Annotated in this window: 24 protein-coding genes; 10 read left to right on the forward strand and 14 right to left on the reverse strand. The window is 71.1% G+C overall.

Annotated features, from left to right (window positions below):
• Window positions 1-71: 71 nt before the first annotated feature.
• Both HD593_RS06220 and HD593_RS06225 read left to right on the forward strand, forming a co-directional pair.
• On the forward strand, window positions 72-851 hold the full coding sequence (locus tag HD593_RS06220) for an electron transfer flavoprotein subunit beta/FixA family protein (protein ID WP_185101213.1): 780 nt from the start codon (window positions 72-74) through the stop codon (window positions 849-851).
• 19 nt (window positions 852-870) lie between these two features.
• Window positions 871-1,824, forward strand: a complete 954-nt coding sequence (locus tag HD593_RS06225; RefSeq protein WP_185101214.1) for an electron transfer flavoprotein subunit alpha/FixB family protein — start codon at window positions 871-873, stop codon at window positions 1,822-1,824.
• 340 nt (window positions 1,825-2,164) lie between these two features.
• Here the strand turns inward: HD593_RS06225 and HD593_RS06230 are convergent, their stop codons facing one another.
• From HD593_RS06230 to HD593_RS06240, 3 genes are all read right to left on the reverse strand, one after another.
• Window positions 2,165-2,782: an RloB family protein gene (locus tag HD593_RS06230; protein WP_185101215.1), complete on the reverse strand. Its 618-nt coding sequence runs from the start codon at window positions 2,780-2,782 to the stop codon at window positions 2,165-2,167.
• On the reverse strand, window positions 2,779-4,131 hold the full coding sequence (locus tag HD593_RS06235; protein WP_185101216.1) for an AAA family ATPase: 1,353 nt from the start codon (window positions 4,129-4,131) through the stop codon (window positions 2,779-2,781). Before HD593_RS06235 ends, HD593_RS06230 begins: the two co-directional genes overlap by 4 nt.
• A 252-nt stretch (window positions 4,132-4,383) precedes the next feature.
• The gene (locus HD593_RS06240; protein WP_185101217.1) at window positions 4,384-4,812 is read right to left on the reverse strand and encodes a hypothetical protein; all 429 of its coding nucleotides are present in this window, start codon (window positions 4,810-4,812) and stop codon (window positions 4,384-4,386) included.
• A gap of 85 nt (window positions 4,813-4,897) precedes the next feature.
• Between HD593_RS06240 and HD593_RS06245 the strand changes: the two genes are divergently transcribed.
• Window positions 4,898-5,695 carry a helix-turn-helix domain-containing protein gene (locus HD593_RS06245; protein ID WP_185101218.1) on the forward strand — a complete coding sequence of 266 codons (798 nt, stop codon included), beginning with the start codon at window positions 4,898-4,900 and terminating at the stop codon, window positions 5,693-5,695.
• Between the two features lie 93 nt (window positions 5,696-5,788).
• Here HD593_RS06245 and HD593_RS06250 read toward each other — a convergent pair whose 3' ends face one another.
• The gene (locus HD593_RS06250; protein WP_185101219.1) at window positions 5,789-5,941 is read right to left on the reverse strand and encodes a hypothetical protein; all 153 of its coding nucleotides are present in this window, start codon (window positions 5,939-5,941) and stop codon (window positions 5,789-5,791) included.
• Between the two features lie 232 nt (window positions 5,942-6,173).
• Window positions 6,174-7,016: a helix-turn-helix transcriptional regulator gene (locus HD593_RS06255; RefSeq protein ID WP_185101220.1), complete on the reverse strand. Its 843-nt coding sequence runs from the start codon at window positions 7,014-7,016 to the stop codon at window positions 6,174-6,176.
• A gap of 182 nt (window positions 7,017-7,198) precedes the next feature.
• On the opposite strand from HD593_RS06255, the gene HD593_RS06260 reads away from it, so the two are divergent.
• Together HD593_RS06260 and HD593_RS06265 are read left to right on the forward strand one after the other, a co-directional pair.
• Complete coding sequence (locus HD593_RS06260) at window positions 7,199-7,960, forward strand: SDR family oxidoreductase (RefSeq protein ID WP_185101222.1); 762 nt, start codon at window positions 7,199-7,201, stop codon at window positions 7,958-7,960.
• A gap of 67 nt (window positions 7,961-8,027) precedes the next feature.
• Window positions 8,028-8,645 (forward strand): dihydrofolate reductase family protein, encoded by a 618-nt coding sequence (locus HD593_RS06265; protein WP_185101224.1) that lies wholly within the window; start codon window positions 8,028-8,030, stop codon window positions 8,643-8,645.
• Window positions 8,646-8,655: 10 nt separating this feature from the next.
• Here the strand turns inward: HD593_RS06265 and HD593_RS06270 are convergent, their stop codons facing one another.
• From HD593_RS06270 to HD593_RS06300, 7 genes are all read right to left on the reverse strand, one after another.
• Window positions 8,656-10,116 carry a sensor histidine kinase gene (locus HD593_RS06270; RefSeq protein ID WP_185101225.1) on the reverse strand — a complete coding sequence of 487 codons (1,461 nt, stop codon included), beginning with the start codon at window positions 10,114-10,116 and terminating at the stop codon, window positions 8,656-8,658.
• A complete protein-coding gene (locus HD593_RS06275) occupies window positions 10,113-10,814 on the reverse strand; it encodes a response regulator transcription factor (RefSeq protein ID WP_185101226.1) in 702 nt (233 codons plus the stop codon). Before HD593_RS06275 ends, HD593_RS06270 begins: the two co-directional genes overlap by 4 nt.
• 29 nt (window positions 10,815-10,843) lie before the next feature.
• Complete coding sequence (locus HD593_RS06280) at window positions 10,844-11,608, reverse strand: hypothetical protein (RefSeq protein WP_185101227.1); 765 nt, start codon at window positions 11,606-11,608, stop codon at window positions 10,844-10,846.
• Window positions 11,605-12,504, reverse strand: a complete 900-nt coding sequence (locus HD593_RS06285) for an ABC transporter ATP-binding protein (protein WP_185101228.1) — start codon at window positions 12,502-12,504, stop codon at window positions 11,605-11,607. The genes HD593_RS06280 and HD593_RS06285 overlap by 4 nt, the downstream gene beginning before the upstream one ends.
• Window positions 12,505-12,624: 120 nt before the next feature.
• Window positions 12,625-13,122, reverse strand: coding sequence for an HIT family protein (locus HD593_RS06290; protein ID WP_185101229.1), 498 nt, complete (start codon window positions 13,120-13,122; stop codon window positions 12,625-12,627).
• A 12-nt stretch (window positions 13,123-13,134) separates the two neighbouring features.
• Window positions 13,135-14,328 (reverse strand): MFS transporter, encoded by a 1,194-nt coding sequence (locus tag HD593_RS06295; RefSeq protein WP_185101230.1) that lies wholly within the window; start codon window positions 14,326-14,328, stop codon window positions 13,135-13,137.
• Window positions 14,329-14,592: 264 nt separating this feature from the next.
• The gene (locus tag HD593_RS06300; protein ID WP_185101232.1) at window positions 14,593-15,108 is read right to left on the reverse strand and encodes a TetR/AcrR family transcriptional regulator; all 516 of its coding nucleotides are present in this window, start codon (window positions 15,106-15,108) and stop codon (window positions 14,593-14,595) included.
• 98 nt (window positions 15,109-15,206) lie between these two features.
• Between HD593_RS06300 and HD593_RS06305 the strand changes: the two genes are divergently transcribed.
• A complete protein-coding gene (locus HD593_RS06305) occupies window positions 15,207-16,325 on the forward strand; it encodes a cysteine desulfurase family protein (protein WP_185111692.1) in 1,119 nt (372 codons plus the stop codon).
• A 43-nt stretch (window positions 16,326-16,368) separates the two neighbouring features.
• Here the strand turns inward: HD593_RS06305 and HD593_RS06310 are convergent, their stop codons facing one another.
• On the reverse strand, window positions 16,369-17,421 hold the full coding sequence (locus HD593_RS06310) for a DUF695 domain-containing protein (protein ID WP_185101234.1): 1,053 nt from the start codon (window positions 17,419-17,421) through the stop codon (window positions 16,369-16,371).
• Between the two features lie 66 nt (window positions 17,422-17,487).
• Here HD593_RS06310 and mnmA point away from each other — a divergent pair, with 66 nt between their 5' ends.
• A complete protein-coding gene (gene mnmA, locus HD593_RS06315; protein ID WP_185101235.1) occupies window positions 17,488-18,546 on the forward strand; it encodes a tRNA 2-thiouridine(34) synthase MnmA in 1,059 nt (352 codons plus the stop codon).
• Here the strand turns inward: mnmA and HD593_RS06320 are convergent.
• The gene (locus HD593_RS06320) at window positions 18,539-19,171 is read right to left on the reverse strand and encodes an MBL fold metallo-hydrolase (RefSeq protein WP_185101237.1); all 633 of its coding nucleotides are present in this window, start codon (window positions 19,169-19,171) and stop codon (window positions 18,539-18,541) included. The two genes, mnmA and HD593_RS06320, sit on opposite strands and share 8 nt — an antisense overlap.
• A gap of 24 nt (window positions 19,172-19,195) precedes the next feature.
• Between HD593_RS06320 and HD593_RS06325 the strand changes: the two genes are divergently transcribed.
• From HD593_RS06325 to HD593_RS06335, 3 genes are all read left to right on the forward strand, one after another.
• Window positions 19,196-20,176: a methionine synthase gene (locus HD593_RS06325; protein ID WP_185101239.1), complete on the forward strand. Its 981-nt coding sequence runs from the start codon at window positions 19,196-19,198 to the stop codon at window positions 20,174-20,176.
• 64 nt (window positions 20,177-20,240) lie between these two features.
• Window positions 20,241-22,418, forward strand: a complete 2,178-nt coding sequence (gene ligA, locus HD593_RS06330) for an NAD-dependent DNA ligase LigA (protein ID WP_185101241.1) — start codon at window positions 20,241-20,243, stop codon at window positions 22,416-22,418.
• A 190-nt stretch (window positions 22,419-22,608) separates the two neighbouring features.
• Window positions 22,609-24,675 (forward strand): putative bifunctional diguanylate cyclase/phosphodiesterase, encoded by a 2,067-nt coding sequence (locus HD593_RS06335; protein ID WP_185101242.1) that lies wholly within the window; start codon window positions 22,609-22,611, stop codon window positions 24,673-24,675.
• Window positions 24,676-24,740 lie beyond the last annotated feature (65 nt).

Genomic DNA, 24,740 nt, shown 5'->3' on the forward strand with positions numbered 1-24,740 from the left:
ACAGATGCATTTCGGCGCCCACCGCAGCGAGGCGGGGGCGCACGCGAACTACGGGAGGTCGGCCACCGGCCATGAACATCGTCGTCTGCGTGAAGCAGGTCCCCGACACGGCGACCGAGCGCAAGCTGCGGTCCGATGACAACACGCTCGACCGCGACGCCGCCGACGGCGTGGTCAACGAGCTTGACGAGTACGCGGTCGAAGAGGCGCTGAAGATCAAGGAGGCCCAGGGCGGAGAGGTGACCGTCCTGACCATGGGCCCCGGCAAGGCGACCGACACCATCCGCAAGGCACTGGCCATGGGCGCCGACAAGGCCGTCCACCTCAGCGACGACGCGCTGCACGGCTCCGACGCGCTGTCCACCTCGTACGCGATGGCCCAGGTGCTCAAGAAGATCGGGTTCGACCTGGTCATCCTGGGCTCCGAGTCGACCGACGCGCGCACCGGTGTGCTGGCCGCGATGCTGGCCGAGCGGCTCGGCGCGTCCCAGCTCACGCTGGCCAACAAGGTCGAGGTCGGCCAGGGCGCGATCACGATCCAGCGGCTGACCGACTACGGCTACGACCTCGTCGAGGCTCCGCTGCCCGCCGTCGTCTCCGTGGTGGAGAAGATCAACGAGCCCCGCTACCCCTCGTTCAAGGGCATCATGGCGGCCAAGAAGAAGCCGGTCGAGACGCTCGCCATCGGCGACGCCTCCATCGACGCGGCCCAGGTCGGCCTGGCCGCCGCCTGGTCCGAGGTGGTCGACTTCGCCGCGGCCCCGCCGCGCGCGGCCGGCACGATCGTCAAGGACGAGGGCGACGGTGGCGAGAAGGCCGCCGACTTCCTGGCGTCCAAGAAGTTCATCTGAGAACGGGGGTTATACGGAAATGTCGGAAATTCTCGTTCTTGTTGAGCACGCCGAAGGCGAGGTCAAGAAGGTCACGCTCGAGCTGCTGACCCTGGCCCGCTCCCTTGGCACGCCCTCCGCCGTCTGGGCAGGCCCCGGCATCACGCCCGAGGCCAAGGCCCGCCTGGCCGAGTACGGCGCCGAGAAGATCTACGTCGCCGGCGACGGCGACATCGTCGACCACGTGGTCGCGCCCAAGGCCGAGCTGCTCGCCCAGCTCGTCGCCGGCAAGTCGCCCGCGGCGGTGCTGGTGGCCGCCACGGCCGAAGGCAAGGAGATCGCGGGCCGCCTGGCCATCAAGACCGACTCCGGTGTCATCACCGACGCCGTCGGCCTGAGCGAGGGCTTCGTCGCCGACCAGTCCATCTTCGGCGGCGGCGTCAACGTGCACTCCCGGGTGCGCAAGGGCACGCCCATCGTCGCCGTACGCCCCAACTCCACCGCCCCCGTCGCCGCCGCGGGCGCCGGTGCGGAGGAGGAGGTCTCGGTCACCCTCTCCGACGCCGCCAAGGCCGCCCGCGTGGTCGAGCGGGTCAAGCAGGAGAAGGGCGCCCGGCCGGAGCTGACGGAGGCCGCCATCGTCGTCTCCGGAGGCCGCGGCGTCGGCTCGGCCGAGAACTTCTCGGTCATCGAGGGCCTGGCCGACTCCCTCGGCGCCGCGGTGGGCGCCTCCCGCGCCGCCACGGACGCCGGCTGGTACCCGCACCAGTTCCAGGTGGGCCAGACGGGCAAGACGGTGTCGCCGCAGCTGTACATCGCGGCCGGGATCTCGGGCGCCATCCAGCACCGGGCCGGCATGCAGACGGCCAAGACGATCGTGGCCATCAACAAGGACCCTGAGGCCCCGATCTTCGAGCTGGCGGACTACGGCGTGGTGGGCGACCTCCACCAGGTCGTCCCCCAGCTCACCGAGGAGATCAACAAGCGCAAGTAGAGGTAGTTCCCGGGGGTGAACGCATGGTCTTCCCAGCCGGCGCTTCGCGCATGGGGCTCAGGCCGTGACATCGGGGGGCGCGGCCCCCCGAACCCCCGGCTCTACAAGCGTGGTCCTCCCGATCGGGCGCTTCGCGCCTCGGGGGTCGGGCTGTGACATCGGGGGGCGCAGCCCCCCAAACCCCCGCTCAAATGCCGCTGCGCCGCCGCGCTGGCCGATGACGTTGCTGGGGCGTGGGAGCCGAAGCTCAACAGCGGAATCGTGTGACCATGTCCGGCTGGAACCGTGCCGACGGCAGTAGCGGGTTGTGGTCAGCGACCCCTCTCAGAGGGAAACCAGATCACTGGTTCCGGATGCGTTCGACCAGCCGCCAGACGCTTGAGCTCGGATTCGAGCGCGCAGGAGACCCGTCCCCTTCATGCTTGTTGTCCAGCTTCTCCGCGCGCTCCATGGCCACACCATGATGCTGGACCAGTTGGTCCAGCGCATCGGGTGTCAATGACTTTCCGCACGAAAGATATCTCTTGGCGAGTGTTTGAGCTGGACCTCGTTCGAGGGCGGCCGTCTGGTCCTGAAAATGAAGTAAGAACCACAGCTCAACACAGGGGTTCGATACAGCGATCTTGATGTCGTGCTGGGCGGCCAGCTGATAGGTCTCCGGAAGGTTCGGAAACTCGTCGACGTCGAACATGCACCAGTACTCATTGAACGCCCGGCCACGGCCACGCTTCTCTTCCCGCTGGTCGTTCCGCTTGCGATCAACAGCGGCACGCACGAGAGAGAAGGGGGCTCCATGGAAGTCGTCGATAGTGACGATGGTGTTGTGTCTATGGATCCGATGCCAATGCTGGAGGTAGATGACCTCGGTCTTGGTCCCTTCGGTGTAGACGTGTAGCGTCCGCCTCTCGGATATTCGTGCGGACGACTGCTGGGAGCGGCTGCGCGGCTTCCTGGTCATCTGCGGCTCCCGGTGGCTATGAGCCGCGCCACCTCGACGAACTCCTCATGGCTCACGATGGGGGTCGCTCCGTAGCGCCCGCTCAGATACCGCTTCCCGATGGCCTCCTCCTGCCGTGGCGACAGATCCGACAACGGGTAGAGGCGGCTCCGCCCATCCGTGAGCTTCTCGGTGAACCAGATCTGGTCACGCCCCAGAGGGCGTGCGTGAGACGCGTTGCCCAGCAGCGTCGGGGCATGCGAGCTGAAAATGAGCTGAGCACCCTTCGGGTTGGCTTCCGAATCCTGGAACAGCCCGATCACTCGTGCGGCCAGTATGGGATGAAGGCTCGATTCCAGTTCATCGACCAGCAGGACGCTGCCCGATCGGAGGGCATCGAAGACGGGACCCACGAGCCCGAGCCAGACAAGGGTGCCGAGAGATTCCTCTGACACGTTGAACTCGACGTCCTCCTTGGCGCCTTGGTGGCTCAGCACTAAACCCAGTTCAGTGAGTTCGATGTCAGGGAATCCTTCGGCGTCGTCCTCGCGGCCGGCAAGGATGAGGGCGGCGCGGCGAACCCGCTCCATGACCTTGGGATCCGGTGGCCGGATCTTGACATCCGCGATCCCGAGATCTGCGGCGCGGAGGAGTGCCAGGACCTGCTCGCGACTGGAGTCCTCACGTAGCAGTTGTGCGGTGAAGGCCCAGCGCGCTTGCCTGCTCGATGCTTCTGCGAGCATCAGGTTCTGCCCGAACCACTCATAGATCGGCAGTAGGTCTGGATGGTTGCCGGCAGCGGCAGCCGACAAGAACAGTGAATTCGGCCTGGCTATCCGCTCGATCGCGCGGCCGATCGAACGCTTGCCGACCGGCAGGTCCACCGGCTTTCCGTGCCGGCGTTCGAATAGCAGGGCGGCGCGGCCGTGCGGATAGCGATAGGCCCATTCATGAAGAACATACTGGTCGTTCATCGCGACGCCGTATTCGTGGCGGACGCCGTTCAGAACGACATCGACCTCGTAACGGGTCGTCTTCTCTGCTGCTTCAGGGGTGAGACGGAAGCTGGGTCGGCGGATGCCGCCGGAAGGATCTCCGGACCGGAAGGAGAACAGGACATGTTCCCTGAGATCGCTCAGAGCCTTGAGCAGGTTGGTCTTGCCCGACGCGTTGGCGCCGAACACGCCTGCCGCAGGTAGCACCCGAAGTGGCCTGCCGCCCTTCTGATGCCATTGGACGGTCCGTGGTACACCCTTCTCCGCCTGAGCGGTCGCTTCCAGCGAGAAGTCCAACTCGTCATAGAACGAGTAGGTATTTTCTGCCCGGAACGCCAGAAGCATCGAGAGCTGACCAGCTTCATCGTCCATCATGGCAGCGATTATTGCTGGAAACCTGCGTTCTTGCAATCGTGGTTGCGCAAGGCTTCGCTGTGAGCGTTTGAGATGCCCTTTGTGTTAGGGAAGGTCCGTGTTGCTGGAGAGAGAACTGGCCGGGATACTCATCTCGCCCGGTGTTTAGTTCAAGTAGTCAAAGCACGCGGCTCGTGACTGGATAAAGACATCATCGCGACACCCTCAAGCCTGCCTGTCCGGTGCGAACGATCTTCGTGAACCCGTACCGGCTCACCCGATGAACTGGTGATCCGTCAGCACCCGGCCGTCGCCGTCCAGGGCCAGGACGTCCAGACCACCACCGACGACCTCCCCCGTACGGACCGACACCATCGACCACCGGACACCGATCACCCGCGGCATCAGCACCACCGCCTCCCCGGCCGCCTCGAAGACGTGCTCGCCCGGCTCCACGAACATCTCGTAGGCACGGGTCACCCGCGCCTCCAGGGCCTCGTGACCGCGGGCCTCCAGCGGCGGCGCGGGGAAGGCGAGGGCCGCGGCGGCGTCGCGGATCGCCTCGGGCGGGTGCACCAGGGCGTGGACGGCATCGGCGGCCCACAGTTCGCGGATGAGGGCGCTGCGCGTCGCCGGGTCGGGTTCGTTCCACTGGGCGACGTAACGGCCGGCCCGCTCCTGCACATCGAAGGCGTTGCTCATGTCCGGCAGTCTGGGGTCAGGCAGGGCATCGCCGCGATTCCCCGCAGGGAATCGCGCGGGCGCGGCGGTGCAGTATGAAGGGGGCATGACGGTGTCGACGGGGACTGATCGGTTCGCCAGTGAGCTGCGGCGGTGGCGGACGCGCCGGCGCTTCAGCCAGCTCGATCTGGCGATCAGGGCCGACACGACCCAGCGCCATCTGAGCTTTCTGGAGCAGGGCCGGTCGCGGCCGGGGCGGGCCATGGTCGTGCGGCTGGCCGAGTCGCTGGAGCTGTCGTTGCGGGAGCGGAACGGGCTGCTGCTTGCCGCCGGGTTCGCCCCTGTCTATGCGGAGTCTGGGCTGGACGCGCCCGAGCTCGGACCGGTGCGGGAGGCGCTGGAGCGGATTCTCGAGGGGCATCTGCCGTATCCGGCGGTGGTCGTCCGGCCTTACGGGGAGCTGGTCGCCGCCAACGCGGCGTTCGGGGTGCTGGGGGAGGGGGTGGCGCCGGCGTTGCTGGAGCCGCCGGTCAACGTGCTGCGTGTCGCTCTGCATCCGGAGGGGATGGCGCGCCGGGTGGAGAACCTGGCCGAGTGGGGGCGGCACATCACCGGGAGTCTGCGGGAGCAGGCGCTGCGCAGTCCGCATCCGGGGCTCGACGCGTTCATCGCTGAGCTGGACGGGTACCTGCCGGAGCTGGATGCGCCGGCCGGGCATCTCGGGTTCGCCGTGCCGCTGCGGTTGCGGGTGCCGGAGGGGGAGTTGCGGCTGATCAGCACGTTGACGTCGTTCGCGACCGCTGTGGACGTGACGCTGTCCGAGCTGCGGCTGGAGGCGTTCCTGCCTGCTGATGAGGCCACGGCGGAGATCCTCCGGCAGCGGGCCGTCACTTCTCGCGGGTGAGGCGGACGTATCCGTACGGGTTGAAGAACAGGTCGTCCTCGTCGTAACGGTCGCACGGGCCGGTGCGCAGCACCCAGCGGGGCGCGTCCTCGGTCATCCGGCCGGCGCGGGCGGCTCCGTCCCGGTCTCGATCTCCACCTCGGGCGCGCCGAGCAGGTGCATGCCAGAGCTGTAGAGCACCTGACCGTCGTAGACGGGTCGCTTGACCCAGGCGGTGACGAGCGTGGCGGCCAGTCTCTCGTCCATGACCCCGGCTGCGTCGTCGGCCAGTGCCGGCCTGGAACGCGTCCGGCATCCGGGGATCGGGTGCGGCCTCGGAGTACTCGCGATCAAGGACGAGCCCGCCGAAGCCGGCCGCGATCTGTTGCATCTCCGAAAGTTCCAGGCCGGAGCCGAGCACGCACAACACGTGCCGGGGGAACGTTCCGCTCATCCTGGCACATTACCGATCATGGTCGCCGGGCGGCGGCTGAACGGGCTAGGAGGAGGCGGCGGAGGCCGTCCAGCTGCTCAGGAGGCGCAGGGCGTCGGCGGTCGGGGAACCGGGCTCGACGTTGTAGACGCACAACGTCTGGTCGGGGTCGCCGGGAGGCTGGAGCGACTCGTACTCGAAGTGCAGCTCGCCGACGAGCGGATGGTGGTAGTGCTTGGCGCCGTGCGTGCGGCGCAGCACGCGGTGGTCGTTCCACCAGGTGCCGAACTCCGGCGAGCGCAGGGTGAGCTCGCCGACGAGCTCGGCGAGGCGGCGGTCGTCGGGGTAGCGGCCGGCTTCGAGGCGGAGCACGGCGACGGTCTCCGCGGCGATGCGCTCCCAGTCGCCGGTACGGGTGCGGGCCTCGGGGTCGAGCAGGTAGTACCTGGCCAGGTTGCGCTGGGTGGCGGGCAGGGCGTCGAAGTCGGTCAGCACCTCGCGGGCCAGGCGGTTGGCTGCCAGGACGTCGGTGCGGCGGCCGAGGATGAAGGCCGGTACGTGGTCGAGGGTCTGCAACATCAGGCGCAGCCCCGGCCTGACCCGCTGGGGGCTGATGGGGGCGTGGCGGCTGGGGCGGGTCAGCAGGTTCGTGAGGTGCTCCCGCTCGGCGGGGTCGAGCTGGAGCGCCCGGGCGAGCGCCTCGGTCACCTCGGGCGAGGGGTTGCCGGCGCGGCCCTGCTCCAGCCGCGTGTAGTACTCGGTGCTGACCCCGGCCAGCCTGGCCACCTCGTCGCGGCGCAGGCCGGGCACGCGGCGGGGGCGGCCGTCGGCGGGCAGCCCCGTACGGTCCGGCGTGATCCGGGCGCGGCGGGTGCGCAGGAAGTCGGCGAGCTCGCGACTGCGGTCCATGTCCCCAGTGTGGCCCCGCCCGCGTGCCGGCGGGGCCGCAGGGGTGGCCCTGCCAGTACCAGTCTCGCGGTTACCTGCCTGGTCAGGGCAGTCTCGGGCACCCCGTGAGGGGGGTCGCGGGTGGTGTGCTGTTGGAGGAGCGCGGCGACCGGCCGCGCAGGACGTCGAAGGGCGCACACACCATGAACACCTCTCTTTCTGGCCGCGTGGCCGTCATCACCGGTGCCTCCAGCGGGATCGGCGAGGCCACGGCCGAGCACCTGGCCGGGCTGGGCGCGCGGGTGGCCGTTCTGGCGCGGCGCGCCGAGCGGCTGGACGGCCTGGTCTCCCGCATCGAGCGGGCCGGCGGCCGGGCGCTGGCGCTGGCGGCCGACGTCACCGACGCGGCGGCGGTCCGGGCCGCGGCCGAGCGGGTGGCGGCCGAGCTGGGCGGCGCCGACCTGCTGTTCAACAACGCGGGCGTGATGCTGCCCGCCCCGGTCGAGGAGCTGGCAGCCGACCAGTGGCAGCACCAGATCGACCTGAACGTCACGGGCCTGATGAACGTGATCGGCGCGTTCGTCCCGCAGCTCGTCGGGTCCGCCGGCGAGCGCGGCGTGGCCGACCTGATCAACACCTCGTCGATCGCGGCGCAGAACATCTTCCCGAACTTCGCCGTCTACTCCGGGACCAAGGCGTTCGTCACGCACCTGTCGCGGCACCTGCGGGCCGAGCTGGGCCCCAAGAACGTGCGGGTCTCGGCGATCGAGCCGGGCATCGTCGGCACCGAGCTGCAGAGCCACGTCACCGACGAGGGCGCGCGGGCGTGGCTGGAGGGCTCCAAGCAGACGGTGGAGTGGCTCACGCCGCAGGACGTAGCGCAGACGATCGGGTTCCTGGCGAGCCTGCCGCCGCGGGCGAACCTCCAGCAGGTCACGATCATGCCCACCGCCCAGCAGAGCTGACGATGAGTTCTGTCGGTCGGGCAGGTCATCATCGGCACAGACCCCGGCGACCGATGGGAGCACGATCATGAAGATCACCTTGGCCACGTACCTCTCGCTGGACGGTGTCATGCAGGGGCCGGGAACGCCCACCGAGGACCCCAGCGGGGGCTTCGAGCACGGCGGCTGGCAGTTCCCCTACGCGGACGAGGAGCTGGGCACCTACTCCGAGCAGTGGTTCGGCGAGGCGGACGCGTTCCTGCTGGGGCGCAGGACGTACGAGATCTTCGCGGCGTTCTGGCCGACCGTCACCGACGCGGACGACGTGATCGCGACCAGCCTGAACAACCTGCCCAAGTACGTCGTCTCGACGACCCTGGACAGGGCCGACTGGCACAACACGACGATCATCAGGACCGACGTGCTCAAGCAGATCGCCGAGCTGCGCGAGCGTCCCGGCCGCGAGCTGCAGATCCACGGCAGCGGTGCGCTGGCCAGGACGCTGCTGGACCACGGGATGATCGACGAGCTGCGGTTGTGGACGTACCCGGTCGTCCTGGGCAGCGGCAAGCGGCTGTTCGAGCCGGGGCGTACGGCGACGGCGATGCGCCTGGTCGAGTCCAGGACGACGGGGAGCGGCTGCATCGTCGGCATCTACCAGCCGGCGGGCAAGCCGACGTACGGGGATTTCTCGCAGGAGGGCTGAGCGGCCCGGCTCAGGAGGCGGCGGCGGGAAGCCTGATCTCGAAGGCCGCGCCCCGGCCCGGCGCCGACCGCAGCTCCACCCGCCCGCCGTGCGCGGCCACGATCGACCGTACGATGGCCAGCCCGAGCCCGGCCCCGCCCGTGGCGCGGGCACGGGAGCCGTCCGCCCGGTAGAAGCGGTCGAAGACCCTCGACGCCTCCTCGGGTGCCAGCCCGGGCCCCTCGTCGGCGATGACCAGTACCGCCTCGCCGCCGTCCGTGCCCACCCCGATCCTGACCGGGGTGCCGGCGGGCGTGTGGGTGACGGCGTTGCCGACGAGGTTGCTGACCACCTGCCGCAGCCGGGCCTCGTCGCCCAGCACGGGAGCGCTGGCGGCCGGGCCGCCGGAGGGGCCGGTGAAGGCGATGGGCCTGGACGGGTCCAGGGCGGCGAAGTCGTGACGGGCGTCGGCGGCCAGCGTACGCAGGTCCATCGGGGTCAGGTCGAGCCCGGGGCCGTCGCTCTCGTCGAGCCCGGCGAGCAGCAGCAGGTCGTCCACCAGCTCGGCCAGGCGGCCGGATTCGCTCTCGATGCGGGCCATGGCGGGCCCGGCCTCGGTGCCGCCCATGCGGTACAGCTCCGAGAAGCCCTTGATCCCGAACAGCGGGGTGCGCAGCTCATGGCTGACGTCGGCGACGAACCGGCGCATCCGGGCCTCCGACTCCACCTTCGCCGCCACGCCCTGCTCGATCTGCGCGAGCATCGTGTTGAGCGAGCGGGCCAGCCGCCCCACCTCCGTGCCGGGGGCGGCGGGTTCCGGCACGCGCCTGCTGAGGTCGCCGCCGGCGATGGCCGCGGCCGTCTCCTCCACGCGGCGCAGCGGGGCCAGCCCGGCCCTGATCGCGATCCCGCCGACCAGCGCCAGCACGGCCAGCAGGACCGAGCCCGCCACCAGGCAGGCCGCGCGCACCCGGTTGACCGTCGCCTGGAGGGCCTCCAGCGACACCGCGGCGACCACCCCCGAGTGGCCGGTGGCGCCCTGCGCGGGCAGCACCACGGCCCGCCACTCCTGCCCATCGTCGCCCTCCACGGTGAACGGCTCGCCGGCGCGGGCCGTCACCGCGGCGGCGTCGAGGCGGGGCAGGCCGGGGCCCGCCGGGTCGCCGAAGGAGTGCAGCACGGCGCCGCCGGCGGACAGGTAACCCGCGTATCCCTTCGTGATCAGGTCGAGCGGGTCCGCGGCCGGCGACCCCTGGTCCGCTCCGGTCGGCAGCCGGCCCAGCGGCTCCTGGCCCGTCCTGGCCCGCAGCCGGTCCAGCAGCTCGGGCGGCATCGTGGACAGCGCCCTGCTCATGGGGGCGAGCTGGGCGTCCACCCGGGTCAGGAGCTGGTGCTCGAGCTGCCGTACGACGACGGAGCCGATCACCACCAGCCCGACGGCCAGCAGGGCCACCGTGATCGACAGCAGCCGCGCCCGCAGCGACAGCCTCATGATCGCGGTCTGCGCAGCAGGTAGCCGACCCCGTGCACGGTGTGGATCAGCTTGGGCTCGGTGGTGTCCACCTTGCGCCGCAGGTAGCTCACGTACGTGTCCACGATGCTGGTGTCGCCGGCGAAGTCGTAGCGCCACACGTGCTCCAGGATCTGCGGCTTCGGCACCACCCGCCCCGCGTTCAGCACCAGGTGGTGCAGCAGCCTGAACTCGGTGGGAGACAGCCGCACCGGCCGCCCCGCCCTGGTCACCTGGTGGGCGTCGGGATCGACCTCCAGGTCACCGACGACGAGCGTGTGCTCGTCGGGGATCGCGCCGGTGCGCCGCAGGATCGCCCGGATGCGGGCCAGCAGCTCCTCCAGGTCGAACGGCTTGGTCACGTAGTCGTCGCCGCCGAGCCTGAGCCCGTTGATCTTGTCGGCGGTGGCGTCGCGGGCCGTCAGGAACAGCACGGGCACCGGGCCGGGCCGCCCGCCGGCCCTGGGCAGGCCGCGCAGGCGGCGGAGCACCTCGAAGCCGTCGAGGTCCGGCAGCATGACGTCGAGCAGCACCAGGTCGGGCGGGTCGAGCCGGGCCGCCTCCAGCGCCTGGGTGCCGCTGTCGGCCGAGCTCACGGTGAAGCCCGCGAAGCGCAGGGTCGCCGACAGCAACTCCTTGACGGTGGGTTCGTCGTCGACCACCAGCAGCCGTTCGCCCAAGTGAGGCACCTCCCCGGTGTCCAGCGTAATCAGGCGTCCCGATGGTTGAACTTGACGAAGGCCGCGATCAGCATGATCGCGACGAAGGTGACGAACAGCCCGAACGCCGCCACCGGTGGCAGCTCGGTCGTCCCGTAGAGCGCCTGGAGGGCGGCGGTGCTCGGCCAGTAGTTCTCGATGAGGTCGCGCAGGATGCCGGGCGAGGACGAGGCGAGGGTGGGCAGCAGGAGGAAGGCGGTGCTGACGTTCACGGCGGCGGCCGTGCCGCGCAGCAGGAAGCCCAGCGCCAGCCCGAACAGCGCCAGCAGCGCGAGCACGACCGGCCCGAGCAGCAACATCGCCAGCGCGGCCGGGTCGCCCGGCATGACGGACGGGGCCCCGCTCGCCGCCAGCGTGCTCTGGCTGAGGGTGTACATCAGCCACACCGAGGCCACGCTCACCGGCAGGGCCGTCAGCACGGTGATCGCGGCCTTGGCGGCGAGCAGCCGGCCGCGCCTGCCCGCGGCGGCCAGGGTGGCGTGCATGGTGCCCGAGCCGTACTCGGAGGAGGCGACCAGCACGCCCAGCGCGGAGATCAGGAGCTGGCCGATGAAGATTCCGCGCATGCCCGCGGCCAGCGGATCGAAGTCCAGCCGCTCCTGCGGCGTGGCGATCGCGTAATCCCCGGCCGCCGCGTTGCCGAACAGCCACCCGAACAGCCCCGACACGACGACGGTCGCCAGCGAGAGCACCATGGTGGCCCTGATGCTGCTGAACTTGGTCCACTCCGCCCTGAGAGCCCCCGCGGCGATCATCGGGCCGCTCCGTACTCGACGGCGTCGCGGGTCAGGTCCATGAACGCCTCCTCCAGCGACACGCGCCGCGTGGCCAGCTCGTACAGGGGCACACTCTCCGCGCAGGCCAGCCGGCCGACGTCGGGCATGCCCAGCCCGGTGACCAGCAGCTCGCCGCCCTCTCCCGGCCGCACGTGGGCGCCCGCCAGCTCCAGCCGCCGGGCGAACGCCGCCGCGTCGGGCGTGCGGACGACCACGGCCGCGCCCGTCTCGGTGAACTCGCCGAGCTCGCCCTCCGCGATCAACCGCCCCTTGCCGATGACCACCAGCCGGTCGGCGGTCAGCGCCATCTCGCTCATCAGATGGCTGGACACCAGCACCGTACGGCCCTCGGCGGCCAGCCCCCGGATGAGCGTGCGGATCCACCGCACCCCCTCCGGGTCCAGCCCGTTGACCGGCTCGTCCAGCAGCAACACCGGCGGGTCCCCGAGCAGCGCCGCTGCCAGGCCCAGCCGCTGGCTCATCCCCAGCGAGAACGCGCCGGCCCGCCTCCTGGCCACGTCCGCCAGCCCGACCCGGTGCAGCACCTCGTCCACGCGGGAGGCCGGCAGGTCGTTCGACTGGGCCAGGTAGAGCAGGTGCTTGTACGCGCTGCGCCACGGGTGCACGGCCCGCGAGTCCAGCATCGAGCCGATCACGCGCAGCGGGTGCAGCAGCTCGTGGTAGGGGCGGCCGTTGACGGTGACCGTGCCGGCGGTGGGCAGGTCCAGGCCGAGGATCATGCGCATGGTCGTGCTCTTGCCGGCGCCGTTCGGGCCCAGGAAGCCGGTGACGAGGCCCGGCCGTACCGTGAAGGTGAGATCGTCCACGACGAGCTTCTCGCCGTAACGTTTGGTCAGTCCGCTGAGCTGGATCATGACGTCCAGCGTGCGGCGGGTGGTTGGAGGGGCTCTGGGCGGTTCTGTGAGTTCCCTGTGAAGATGGGGCCGCCACGCGGGGGGTGCGCGGCGGGCCCGCACCGGATCCACAGGAATGTCTCAGGAGAGCGCCGCCCTCAGGCGGGCGGCCAGCTCCTCGGCGTGCTCCTGGGTCCAGGGCAGCACGCCGTTCTCCGACATCAGCGCGTGGAACTGCTGCTCCTCGTACGGGGTGCCGGGCGGCAGCGCGGCGATGTGCCAGTGCAGGTGCGCGTTGCCCTGCTGGCTGCCGAGCGAGAGCACGTACGTGCGCTCCGACGGCACCACCGCCTCCACCGCCAGCGCCACCTTCCTGACCACCTCCATGATCGCGTGGAAGGCGGGCTCGTCGAGGTCGCGTACGACGTGCTCGACGTGCCGCTTCGGGCTGACCAGCACGTAGCCGGGGACGGTGGGGTAGCGCGGCAGGAACGCCAGGTGCCGGTCGTCCTCGTAGACGATCTGTTCGAGGGCGTGATCCGGGTCGCCGGCCACGATGGCGCAGATGAAGCAGGGGCGTGACTTCACGCGTTCCACGTAGGCGGCGACGTCGAAGGGCACTTTCCGCTCAAGATCCATCACCTGATGATGTCAGGCCGCGGCCTCCACGGCCTCACGCGCGGGCAGGGAGCCGAGCTCGGCCGCCGGCTCGCGGCGCGGGAGCAGCCGTCCGGCCAGCGCGATCAGCACGCCGAGCAGGACGCCGACGCCGAGCGCCGTACGCAGGGAGGTCGCGTCCGACAGGAACCCGATCACCACGGGGCCGAGCAGCAGCCCGGCGTATCCCATGGCGCCGGCCTGGGCGATCGCGGGTCCGGGAGTGTCCGTCGCGGTGCCCGCCAGCGACAGCGTGAGCGGCGAGATCGTCGCCACGCCGAGCCCGACGAAGAACATCGCGGACACCGCCACCAGCGCGGACGGCGCCAGCAGCACGACCGCGAAGAACCCGGCCGTGGCCACCCCGGACACGGTCAGCATCCCGCGCACCCCGAACCTGACGCGCAGCCGGTCACCCGTGAGCCGGGCGACCAGCATGCCCACCTCGAAGACCGGGTAACCGAGCGCCGCCACGGCCTCGGGCGCGCCCAGCTCGTCGCGCAGGTACAGGCCGTTCCAGTCGGCCACGGTGCCCTCGACCATGAACGCGAAGAACATGATCGTGCCGAGCAGGTAGACGATCGGCGGCATGCGCCGGCGGCCCTGCCGCGCGGTCCCCGCCGCCGCCGGGGGCTCCGGCAGGTACGTACGGCCGAGCAGCACCATCACCGGCAGCGAGACCAGCGCGATCAGCGCCACGTTCACGGTGAACGGCAGCCCCGCGGCGATCGCCAGGCTGCCCAGCCCGCCCGCCGAGATGGCGCCCACGCACCAGCCGGCGTGCATGCCGTTCATCAGCGGGCGCCCGTACGCCTGCTCGACGGCCGAACCCTGGGCGTTCATGGCGACGTCCACGGTGCCGAAGGCCATGCCGAAGAGCGCCACGGCCACCAGGAGCAGGGGCAGGTCGGGTGCCAGGGCCACGCCGAGCAGGCCGAGTGCCGTCAGGGGGCCGCCTGCCCGCAGGAGTGTCCTGCTGCCCACGCGCGCCATCACGCGGCGCATGGACTGCATGGTCACCAGAGCGCCCAGGCCCCACACCAGCAGGATCGTCCCGACCATGGCCTCGGACAGGCCTAGTTTGTCGGTCAGGGCGGGGATGCGCACGGTCATCGTGCCCACCATCAGGCCGGCAAGGACAAAGGTGAGGACCGCCCCGTAACGGGCGCTCCTCAGCTCGCGGGTCATAGGGCTACCTCACTGAAGGTCGTAGTTTTTCGTGATAAATCGGGCATGGTGGGTGTGCTGCGGGGCAGCACAGGGAGACCGCCGGGCCGTCTGGGAGGCGGCCGGGCCGTCTTGAAGGTGGGGGTGCTTGAAGGGGGATGACGGCCTGCCGGAGGCCGGTCGTGGCTCGGTGCGCGGGGGCCGTACCGGATCGGAGCGGCGCGCGGGCACACCGGTGGGAGACGGGCCGGCCGGGCGGCGGCCCGGGACGGAGAGGGGCGGGAGCTAGGCGGACGCGGGCCGGATGAGCGCTTTGAGGCGCTGCTCCAGGACCTGGAGGTCGGCTTCCGTGTTCAGCTCAGGGTCGTGGCTGGCCACGTCCCACAGCCCCTCGCACGCGAGGCGTACGATCTGCGAGGCCACCGGGTCGGGCTCTTCCCGCAGCTCCTCGCGATGCCATCGGGTCATGGCCTCACGCAGCGGCGCGAGCAGGAAGAGGTTGCCCGACGCCCCCGTGACGACCGCCCATCGCCGCAGCCTGCCGGAGCGGACGGCGGCCAGGGTGGCGCCCAGGTAGCGCTCGGTGTACGTGTCGCCGGGCTGGGCCGCCATCAGTGCGTCGAAGTCTTCGATCAACCGCTCCACCATGCCCTTGATCAGGGCTTCTTTGGAGCCGTAGTGATAGAGCAGCCCGCCCTTGCTCACGCCCGCCCGGTCGGCCACGGCCGCCAGGGTGAGCGCGGCCGAGCCCTGGTCGCAGAGGAGATCCTCCGCGGCGTCCAACAGCTCGTCCCTTCGCATGCCTCAACTGTACCGTCCGGACGGTACAGTTGCAAACGAGATACCCTGAGCACGTGACCAGACCGTCGGCCTACCTTGATCATGCGGCGACCACCCCCATGCTGCCCGAAGCGATCGAGGCCATGACGGATCAACTCAAACGCGTCGGAAATGCTTCCTCCCTGCATGCGGCCGGTCGCCAGGTGCGCAGGGTGGTCGAGGAGTCGCGCGAGACGATCGCCGGCGCGCTCGGGGCCAGGCCCAGCGAGGTCGTGTTCACCTCGGGCGGCACCGAGGCCGACAACCTCGCGATCAAGGGCCTCTACTGGGCGCGCCGCCCGCGCGGGCGCGTGCTGATCAGCTCGGTGGAGCACCACGCCGCACTCGACCCCGCCCAGTGGCTGGCCGACAGCCAGGGCGCCGAGGTGGAGCTGCTGGAGGTGGACGAGCACGGCCGGGTGCATCCCGACACGCTGCGCGCCGCCATCGAGCGCGACCCCGGCAGCGTCGCCATGATCAGCATCATGTGGGCCAACAACGAGGTGGGCACCGTCCAGCCGGTCCACGTGCTGGCCGCCATCGCGCACGACCACGGCATCCCGTTCCACACCGACGCCGTTCAGGCGGTCGGGCAGCTGCCCGTGTCGTTCTCCGGCTCGGGGGCCGACGCGCTCACGCTCACCGGCCACAAGATCGGCGGGCCGATGGGAGTCGGGGCGTTGCTGCTGGCCAGAGGGCTGACGCCGGTCTCCGTGCAGCATGGCGGAGGGCAGGAGCGCGACGTGCGCTCCGGCACGCTCGACGCGCCCGCCATCGCGGGGCTCGCCGCCGCCGTCAGCAGCGCCGTGCGGGAGCAGGAGGCGCTGGAGCGGCGGCTGGTGGAGCTGCGCGACGAGCTCATCCGGCGCGTCCGCGAGGCGGTGCCCGACGTGGTGCTCAACGGCGACCCCGTCAACCGGCTGCCCGGCAACGCGCACTTCTCCTTCCCCGGTTGCGAGGGCGACGCGCTGCTGATGCTGCTCGACGCCAAGGGGGTGGAGTGCTCGACCGGGTCGGCCTGCTCGGCCGGCGTCGCGCAGCCGTCGCACGTGCTGCTGGCCATGGGGGCCGACGCGGCGGCGGCGCGCGGCTCGCTCCGCTTCACGCTCGGGCACACCTCCACGCGCGACGACGTGGACAGGTTGATCGAGGTGCTCCCCGGCGCGGTGGAGCGCGCCCGGCGCGCCGGGCTGGGCTGACCGAGGTCTCGGCGGGCCTCCGCCAGAGGCCCGAGCCCTCCGCTCAGGTCAGGAACGGCGCCACCGCGGTCCACGCCGGGTCGGAGCTCACGTCCACCCGGGGCTCGCCCTCCTCCCAGCCCACGATCAGCTCCTTGGCGTGGATCGCGGCCTCGCCCGTCGGGTCGGCGTACACGTGGATGATCCGGTGCCCCTCGGCGCTGAGGTGCGCGGCCAGCACGGCGTCGTCGCGCAGCTTGAGGAGGCGGGCGGCCAGGCGTTCCTCGAAGGAGCGCAGCGCGGCCAGGGAGTCGCCGACCGGCAGGCCGTTCTCGTCGCGGTGCGCGTACGGGAGCGTGATCGCGATGTGCTGGTCGAAGAGCGGGTGGTCCACCGGCCGCAGCGGGTGGCGGGCCGTGGCGACCAGCGGCGCGCCGGTGCCGGTCTGGCCTTCGAGGAGCAGCCACTCCTCCTCGGAGTAGCCCGAGGCCACGTCGGCGACCACGGCCGGCAGGTGCACGGCCGCCACGGAGTCGATCGGCTCGAACGTGACCGCCGTGATCTCGCCCACCCACCTGGCCACGTCGTCCTCGCCGAGCAGCCAGTCGAGGGCCAGCAGCGTGGTCTCCATCCGGGTGTCCTCGTCGAGCTCGCCGAAGATCGGGTGGTAGGCGGCCACGTCGACCCTGGGCTGGTTGCGCGGCACGCGCAGGCCGAGGGTGAGCTTGTCGAGCTCGAACACGAAGCCGCCCACGTCGAGCCTCAGCTCCGTCGCCTGCGGGTTGGCCTGGCGCGACGGGTGGAACTCCCACAGCAGGTCGGGCGGCGGCGCCGCCATGGCCCAGCGGTGCGCGAGCGAGCGCAGCTCGGCGTCGCCCGCCGCGGTCACCACCAGGGCGTGCGCGGCCTCCTTGCCGGGAGCCACCTCGTAGATCAGCCCGGGGTCGATCGCGGCGACCGACGGGGTGAGCAGCGTCTCCAGCCCTTCGGCGTCGCCCGCTCCCAGCAGGGCGTCGACCCGCGGCCTGGCCTCCTGCCACCACGCCCAGAATTCGGCGATGGCCTCGGCCGGCCCGACGGCCCCTTCGTCTGCGTCCTTGCGCCCGAACAGTCGCATGGTCGAATACTCCCAGACGGAGGGCATGGTCGCGCACTCCCATGCGGACAGTACGCTGGAACGGTCATGGGACTGCGTGTGCTTGCCGCCATGTCGGGCGGCGTCGACTCCGCCGTGGCCGCCGCTCGGATCGCCGAGGCCGGTCACGACGTCACTGGTGTCCATCTCGCGCTCTCCGTCAACCCCCAATCGCACCGCACGGGGGCCAGGGGCTGCTGCACGATCGAGGACTCGCGCGACGCGCGGCGCGCCGCCGACGTCATCGGCATCCCCTTCTACATCTGGGACATGGCGGAGCGATTCCAGCGTGACGTGGTCGAGGACTTCGTGTCCGAGTACGCCGCGGGCCGCACCCCCAATCCCTGCCTGCGCTGCAACGAGAAGATCAAGTTTGCCGCGGTGCTGGACCGGGCGCTGGCCCTGGGCTTCGACGCCGTCGCCACCGGCCACCACGCCAAGCTGGTCGACGGGGTCCTGTCGAGGAGCGTCGACCAGGGCAAGGACCAGTCGTACGTGCTCGGCGTGCTCACCCGCGAGCAGCTCGGGCACGCGATCTTCCCGCTGGGCGACTCGACCAAGGCCGAGGTGCGCGAGGAGGCCGCCAGGCGCGGCCTGACCGTCGCCGACAAGCCCGACAGCCACGACATCTGCTTCATCGCCGACGGCGACACGCGCGGCTTCCTGGCCGGGCGGCTCGGCGCGGCCGAGGGGCCGATCGTCGACCAGAGCGGCGAGGTCGTGGGCAGCCACCAGGGGGCTCACGGGTTCACGGTCGGGCAGCGCAAGGGCCTGCGCATCGACCGCCCGGCGCCCGACGGCAGGCCGCGTTACGTGCTGTCGATCGAGCCGGTGTCCAACACGGTGACGGTCGGCCCGCGCTCCGCGCTGGAGGTCACCACGATCACCTGCGGCACCCCGGTCTGGAACGGCCCGTCCGGCCGTGACGACCTGACGGTGCAGCTCAGGGCGCACGGCGAGGTCTACGCGTGCCGGTTCGCCGAGCACGGGGGCGGGCTGACGATCGAGCTCGACCGGCCCGCCACGGGCGTCGCGGCGGGCCAGGCCGCGGTGCTCTACTCCGGTGCGACGGTGATCGGCTCGGCCACCATCGTCTCGGCTAGCTGAGCGTGGCCGACCCGCCGACCGGGATGCGGCGGATGTCGGCGCCCTGCTTCTGCGCCTCCATGCGCAGCCAGTTGTCCACCAGGCCGAGGCCGACCTCGCTGTAGAGGGCGTCGTGCGTGGAGTACGCCCGCGCCGGGCGGATCGTACGCAGGTACTCCACCATCTCCGACAGCTTCATCCACGGCGCCCCGGTCGGCACCAGCAGCGTGCCCACCTCCGCCTGGGGGACGGTGAGCGCGTCGCCCGGGTAGAACAGCTCGTCGTCGAGCAGGAACCCGACGTTCTGCACGACGGGCATGTCAGGGTGATTCCTGGCGTGCCACTCGCCGAACACCTTCACCTGGAACCCGGCCGTCTCGAAGTCGTCGCCGTGCCGGACCACCTGCACCTTGGCCGGCACCTCGGTCAGGTCCGCCGCGACGCCCTCGCAGGTCCAGATCTCCAGGTCGGGCGAGGCCGCCTTGAGCTTGCCGACGTCCACGTGGTCGGCGTGCTCGTGGGTGATGAGCACGGTGTCGGCGCCGTCGAGGGCGGAGCCGTCCGTGAACGTGCCCGGGTCGATGACCAGGACCTTGCCGTCCTTCTCCACGCGGACACAGGCGTGGCCGAATTTCGTGAGCTTCATTCGGCAGAGCCTACGCTGGTGCCCATGTCTACGTGGGAAGCCACCGGAGTCGGTTCGCATCCGGGTGAGGATCATCTTGAGGCGATCAGGGTCGTGTTCGGCGAGGTGCCAGGGCTGCCGTACCTGCCGGAGCTGCCTGCCAGAGGCGTCGGCGCGGACATGGTGGGCCGGACGGCGGCGCTGCTCGTCGACCTGCCCGTCGAGGTGCAGCCGTCCGGATGGCGGCTGTCCGACCGGCCGGGGCGCGACCACCAGCGGGCCGTCGACCATCTGCGGCGCGACCTCGACGGGCTGGAGGAGATCGGTCACGACTACACGGGGCCGCTGAAACTGCAGGTCTGCGGGCCGTGGACGCTGGCCGGGGCGATCGAGCTCAAGTTCGGGGACAAGATGCTCTCCGACCAGGGGGCCGTGCGCGACCTGACCGCCTCGCTGGCCCAGGGCGTGGCCGAGCACTGCGCCGAGGTGCGCAGGCGGCTGCCCGGAGTTACCGAGATCGTGCTGCAGCTCGACGAGCCGGGGCTGCCCGGGGTGCTGGCGGGGACGGTGCCGACCGCCTCCGGGTTCGGGCGGCTGGCGGCCGTCGAGGAGTGGCGGGTGGAGGAGTCGCTGCGCTCGTTCGAGGCTCCGGTGGTGCACTGCTGCGCGCCCGGCGTGCCGTACGCGCTGCTGCGCAGGGCGGAGGTGCGGGGCGTGTCGGTGGACGCGGCGCTGCTGCGGCGCAGGGACGACGAGGAGCTGGGAGAGCTGTTCGAGGCCGGGATGGCGCTGTTCATGGGGGTCGTGCCGGGCAGGGACACGCGCCTGGCCGATCCCGGCGTGGTGGCCAGGCCGGCGCTGGGGTTGTGGCGGCGGCTGGGGTTCGCGCCCGACGGGCTGGCCTCGAAGGTGGTGCTGACCCCGGCCTGCGGGCTGGCGGGGGCCTCCCCGGCGTACGCGCGGGCGGCGCTGGCGGCCTGCCGCAAGGCGGCGCGGGTGCTCAGGGACGATCCGCGAGAGGGTTGAGTCGTGGTGGTGACGGTGCTCGACGGTAGCGTTTGCACAGGTCGTCGTACGGAAGGAGGCTCACGTGGATGAGGTCGAGGGTGTCCCGGTGAGCGCGCTCAAGCGGCATGCCGAGCTCAGCGAGCTGGTCGAGGAGGCCCGCTGGCGCTACTACGTGCTCGACCAGCCGACGGTGAGCGACGCCGAGTTCGACGGGTGGTTCAGGGAGCTGCTGGCGCTGGAGGAGGCGCATCCGACGCTCCAGACGCCCGACTCGCCCACGCAGAAGGTGGGCGCGGCGCCGTCGGGCGACTTCGCCAAGGTCCAGCACCTCAACCGGATGGAGAGCCTCGACAACGCCTTCAACGCCGAGGACATGGCGGGCTGGCAGGCGCGGGTCGAGCGGCTGGCCGAGGGCGATCCCGGCCCCTACCTGTGCGAGCTGAAGATCGACGGGCTGGCCGTGGCGCTGGTCTACCGTGACGGCAGGCTGGAGCGCGGCGCGACCCGGGGCGACGGGCGCACGGGTGACGACGTGACGGCCAACGTCCGCACGATCAAGGGTGTCCCGCACCGGCTCAAGGGCGACGACGTCCCGAGCCTGGTGGAGATCCGCGGTGAGGTCTACATCCCGGTCGAGGACTTCAAGCAGCTCAACGAGCAGCTCGTGGAGCAGGGCAAGCCCCCGTTCGCCAACCCGCGCAACGCCGCGGCGGGCACGTTGCGGCAGAAGGACCCGCGCATCACGGCGCAGCGCCCGCTGCGGATGCTGGTGCACGGCATCGGCGTCTGGGAGGGCACGGAGGAGCCGCGGGCGCAGTCGCACTGCTACGACCGGCTGCGGGAGTTCGGGCTGCCGGTCAGCGACCTGGTCAAGGTGGTGCCGGGGCTCGCGGAGGTCGACGAGTTCATCGAGCACTACCGGGTGCACCGGCACGACCCCGCCTACGAGATCGACGGGGTCGTGGTGAAGGTCGACGACTTCCGCACGCAGCGGGAGCTGGGCTCGACCTCGCGGGCGCCGCGCTGGGCGATCGCGTACAAGTACCCGCCGGAGGAGGTCAACACCAAGCTGCTCGACATCCAGGTGGGCGTGGGGCGGACGGGGCGGGTCACGCCGTACGCGGTGATGGAGCCCGTCGTGGTGTCCGGCTCGACCGTGGAGCGGGCCACGCTGCACAACGCGGCCATCGTGGTCAAGAAGGGCGTGCTCATCGGCGACACCGTGGTGCTGCGCAAGGCGGGCGACGTCATTCCCGAGATCGTCGGGCCGGTCGCCGCGCTGCGCGACGGGTCTGAGCGGGAGTTCGTCATGCCCACGCACTGCCCGGAGTGCGGCACCGAGCTGGCGTACGAGAAGGAGGGCGACGCCGACCTGCGCTGCCCGAACGCCCGGAGCTGTCCCGCCCAGATCCGCGAGCGCATCTACTTCGCGGCGGGGCGGCGCGCGCTCGACATCGACGGGCTGGGCTACGTCGCGGCCACGGCGCTCACCCAGCCGCTGCCGCCGCAGGAGCCGGTGGTGCGCACCGAGGCCGACCTGTTCGACCTGACCCTGGAGAAGCTGCTGCCGATCAGGTCGGTGGTCCGCGACCTGGAGACCGGCCTGCCCAAGCTGGACCCGAAGACCGGCGAGGAGAAGGTCGTCACCTTCTTCTCCAACCTCGACGGCCAGCCCAGCGCCGGCGCCCGGCTGCTCATCGAGGAGCTGGAGCGGGCCAAGCAGGTGCCGCTCGCGCAGATCCTGGTCGCGCTGTCGATCCGGCACGTCGGCCCGCCCACCGCCCGCGACCTGGCCGACGCCATGCGCTCGATCGACGCCGTGATGAACGCCTCGGAGGAGGAGCTGGCCGCGGTCGAGGGCATCGGGCCCAGGGTGGCGGCCACGATCAAGGAGTGGTTCGAGGTCGACTGGCACCGGGAGATCGTCGAGCGGTGGCGGGCTGCCGGGGTCCGGATGGAGGACGAGCCGGCGCCCGAGAAGGGGCCCCAGACGCTGGAGGGGCTGACGTTCGTGGTGACGGGCACGCTGGAGGGTTACACGCGTGACACGGCCGCCGAGGCGCTGACCAGCCGGGGCGGGAAGGTGTCCGGCTCGGTGTCGAAGAAGACGTCGTTCCTGGTGGCGGGGGAGAACGCCGGGTCGAAGTATGACAAGGCGGTCAGCCTCGGGGTGCCGATCCTCGACCTGGCAGGGTTCGGGGTCCTGCTCGACGAGGGGCCTGAGGCGGCCGCCGGGGTGGCGGTCAGGCCGGAGGGATAGCGTCCGGCTGCTGGAAGGGGTCTGCCCGGAAAGGGCGGGCCCCTTCGTCATTGTGTGCTCGGTTTGCTACTGAGGGTGCTTTTTGGGTATATGTCGGGAAGGAGAAGTGACGGAACGTACGCGCTTGGTTTCGCGAAGTGGGGTGAAGGTCGTACCCTCCCATAGTGACCTAATGGGGGTTCTGTTACCGATGACTGACCCAACCGACACCCGCGACACCGGACCACGCGTCGGCACACCCTTGTGGGGATACCTCGCGGGCATCACTGTGATCGGCTTCACCGCTCTGGTGGTGGCCATGCTCAGGCTGGACGCGACCGGGGTGGCGGGCCTGGCCCGCACGCCGCTGTTCTGGGTGCTCGCGGTGCTGGTGATCCTGGGGGAGCTCCGTCCGGTGATGGTGTCGTCCGCGACGGCCGTCGGCGGCACGTACCCGTCCACCATGTTCACCTTCGCCGTGCTGCTCCACCTGGGGCTGCCCGTGGCGGTGCTGATGCAGGCCGTGGCCGTCGTGATCAATGGCGTGGTGACGCGCAGGTCGTGGCACCGGGTCATGTTCAACATCGCCCAGTCCACGCTCGCGCTCACCGCCGCTGCCGTGGTGCTGAGCACGTTCGGCATCGTGCCGAGCCCGGCCGCGCCGTGGGTGCCCGGCGGGGGCGACCTGCTGGCGATCGCGCTGGCCGGCATCGCGTACTTCGCCACCAGGGCCACCCTCGTGAGCGGCGCGGTCGCGCTGCACGAGCGGCGCTCGATCATGCGCGTGCTGAAGGTCACCGTGGGCCCGCAGAGCCTCGTCTACACCGGCCTGCTGGGCCTGGCGCCCCTGGTCGTGGTGGTCATGAGCCACTCGCCCGGCCTCGTGCCGCTCTTCGTCGCCCCGCTGGCCGCCGTCTACTTCACCGCCACGCTCTCCATGCGCCGCGACCACCAGGCCCTGCACGACGAGCTGACCGGCCTGCCCAACCGCAAGCTGCTCATCGTCAGCACCGAGGAGGCGCTGGCCGAGGCGCGCCAGGACGAGCGGGTCGGGCTGTTCCTGCTCGACCTCGACCGGTTCAAGGAGGTCAACGACACGCTGGGGCACCCGGTGGGCGACCGGCTGCTGCAACTGATCGCGCACCGGCTCACCCACTCCGTACGGCCCGGCGACGTCGTGGCCAGGCTGGGCGGCGACGAGTTCGCCGTGCTGCTGCCCTCGATCAGGGACGCCCACGCGGCCAGGGAGGTGGCCGCCAGGCTGCGCGCGGCCCTGACCGAGCCCGTACGCCTGGAGGGCATGACGTTCGACCTCGACGCCTCCGTCGGCATCGCCCTCTACCCCGACCACGCCCCCGACTTCGAGCTGCTGCTGCAACGCGCCGACGTGGCCATGTACCTGGCCAAGGAGGGGCGTACCGGCGTGGAGCTCTACCAGCCGGACAAGGACCGCAACTCGCCCGAGCGCCTCACCCTGCTCGGCGACCTGCGCCGCGCCATCGACAACCGCGAGCTGCGCCTGCACTACCAGCCCAAGGTGGGGCTGGGCGGCGGCGACATCCAGGGGGTCGAGGCGCTGCTGCGCTGGCGGCACCCGGTGCACGGGCCGATCGCGCCGTCGGACTTCGTGCCGCTGGCCGAGCAGTCGTACCTGATGCGGCAGCTCACGGCGTACGTGATCGAGGAGGCGCTGGAGCAGGCGGCGGCCTGGTGGCACACGGGGCTGCGGGTGCAGATCTCGGTGAACATCTCCGCCCGCGACCTGCTCGCCTCCGCGCTGCCCGAGCAGCTGGAGGTCGGCCTGGCCAGGTACGGCCTGCCGCCCGCCGCCATCCAGCTGGAGGTCACCGAGCGCATCCTGACCGGCGACCAGGCCTACACCCAGGAGACCATCAAGGCCCTGGCCACGCTCGGCGTGCCGCTCGCCCTGGACGACTTCGGCACCGGCTACTCCTCGCTGATCCGGCTCCAGCGGCTGGCGGTGTCGGAGGTCAAGATCGACGCCTCGTTCGTCCGCCGGATCGCGGAGTCGGAGGACGACTACCGCATCGTGCGCTCCATCGTGGACCTGGTCCGCTCGCTCGGGCTGCGCTCGGTCGCGGAGGGCGTGGAGTCGGACGACGTGGCGATGCGGCTGGTGGAGATGGGCTGCGACGTGGGGCAGGGCTGGCTGTTCTGCCACCCGATGCCGGCCGAGGAGGCCGCGGAGTGGCTGCGCGACCGGGCGGGCGGCGCCGTGGAGTACGGGTACCAGCCTGAGGTCAGCAGCTCGGCCTGAGGCTTAATGGTTCGGGGCTTGTTGGTCAAGCCCCCTAGGATGGCAGTGTCCAAAGACTCCATCCA

Origin of the sequence: Nonomuraea rubra (genome assembly GCF_014207985.1) — a bacterium.
Classification (GTDB): Bacteria; Actinomycetota; Actinomycetes; order Streptosporangiales; family Streptosporangiaceae; genus Nonomuraea; species Nonomuraea rubra.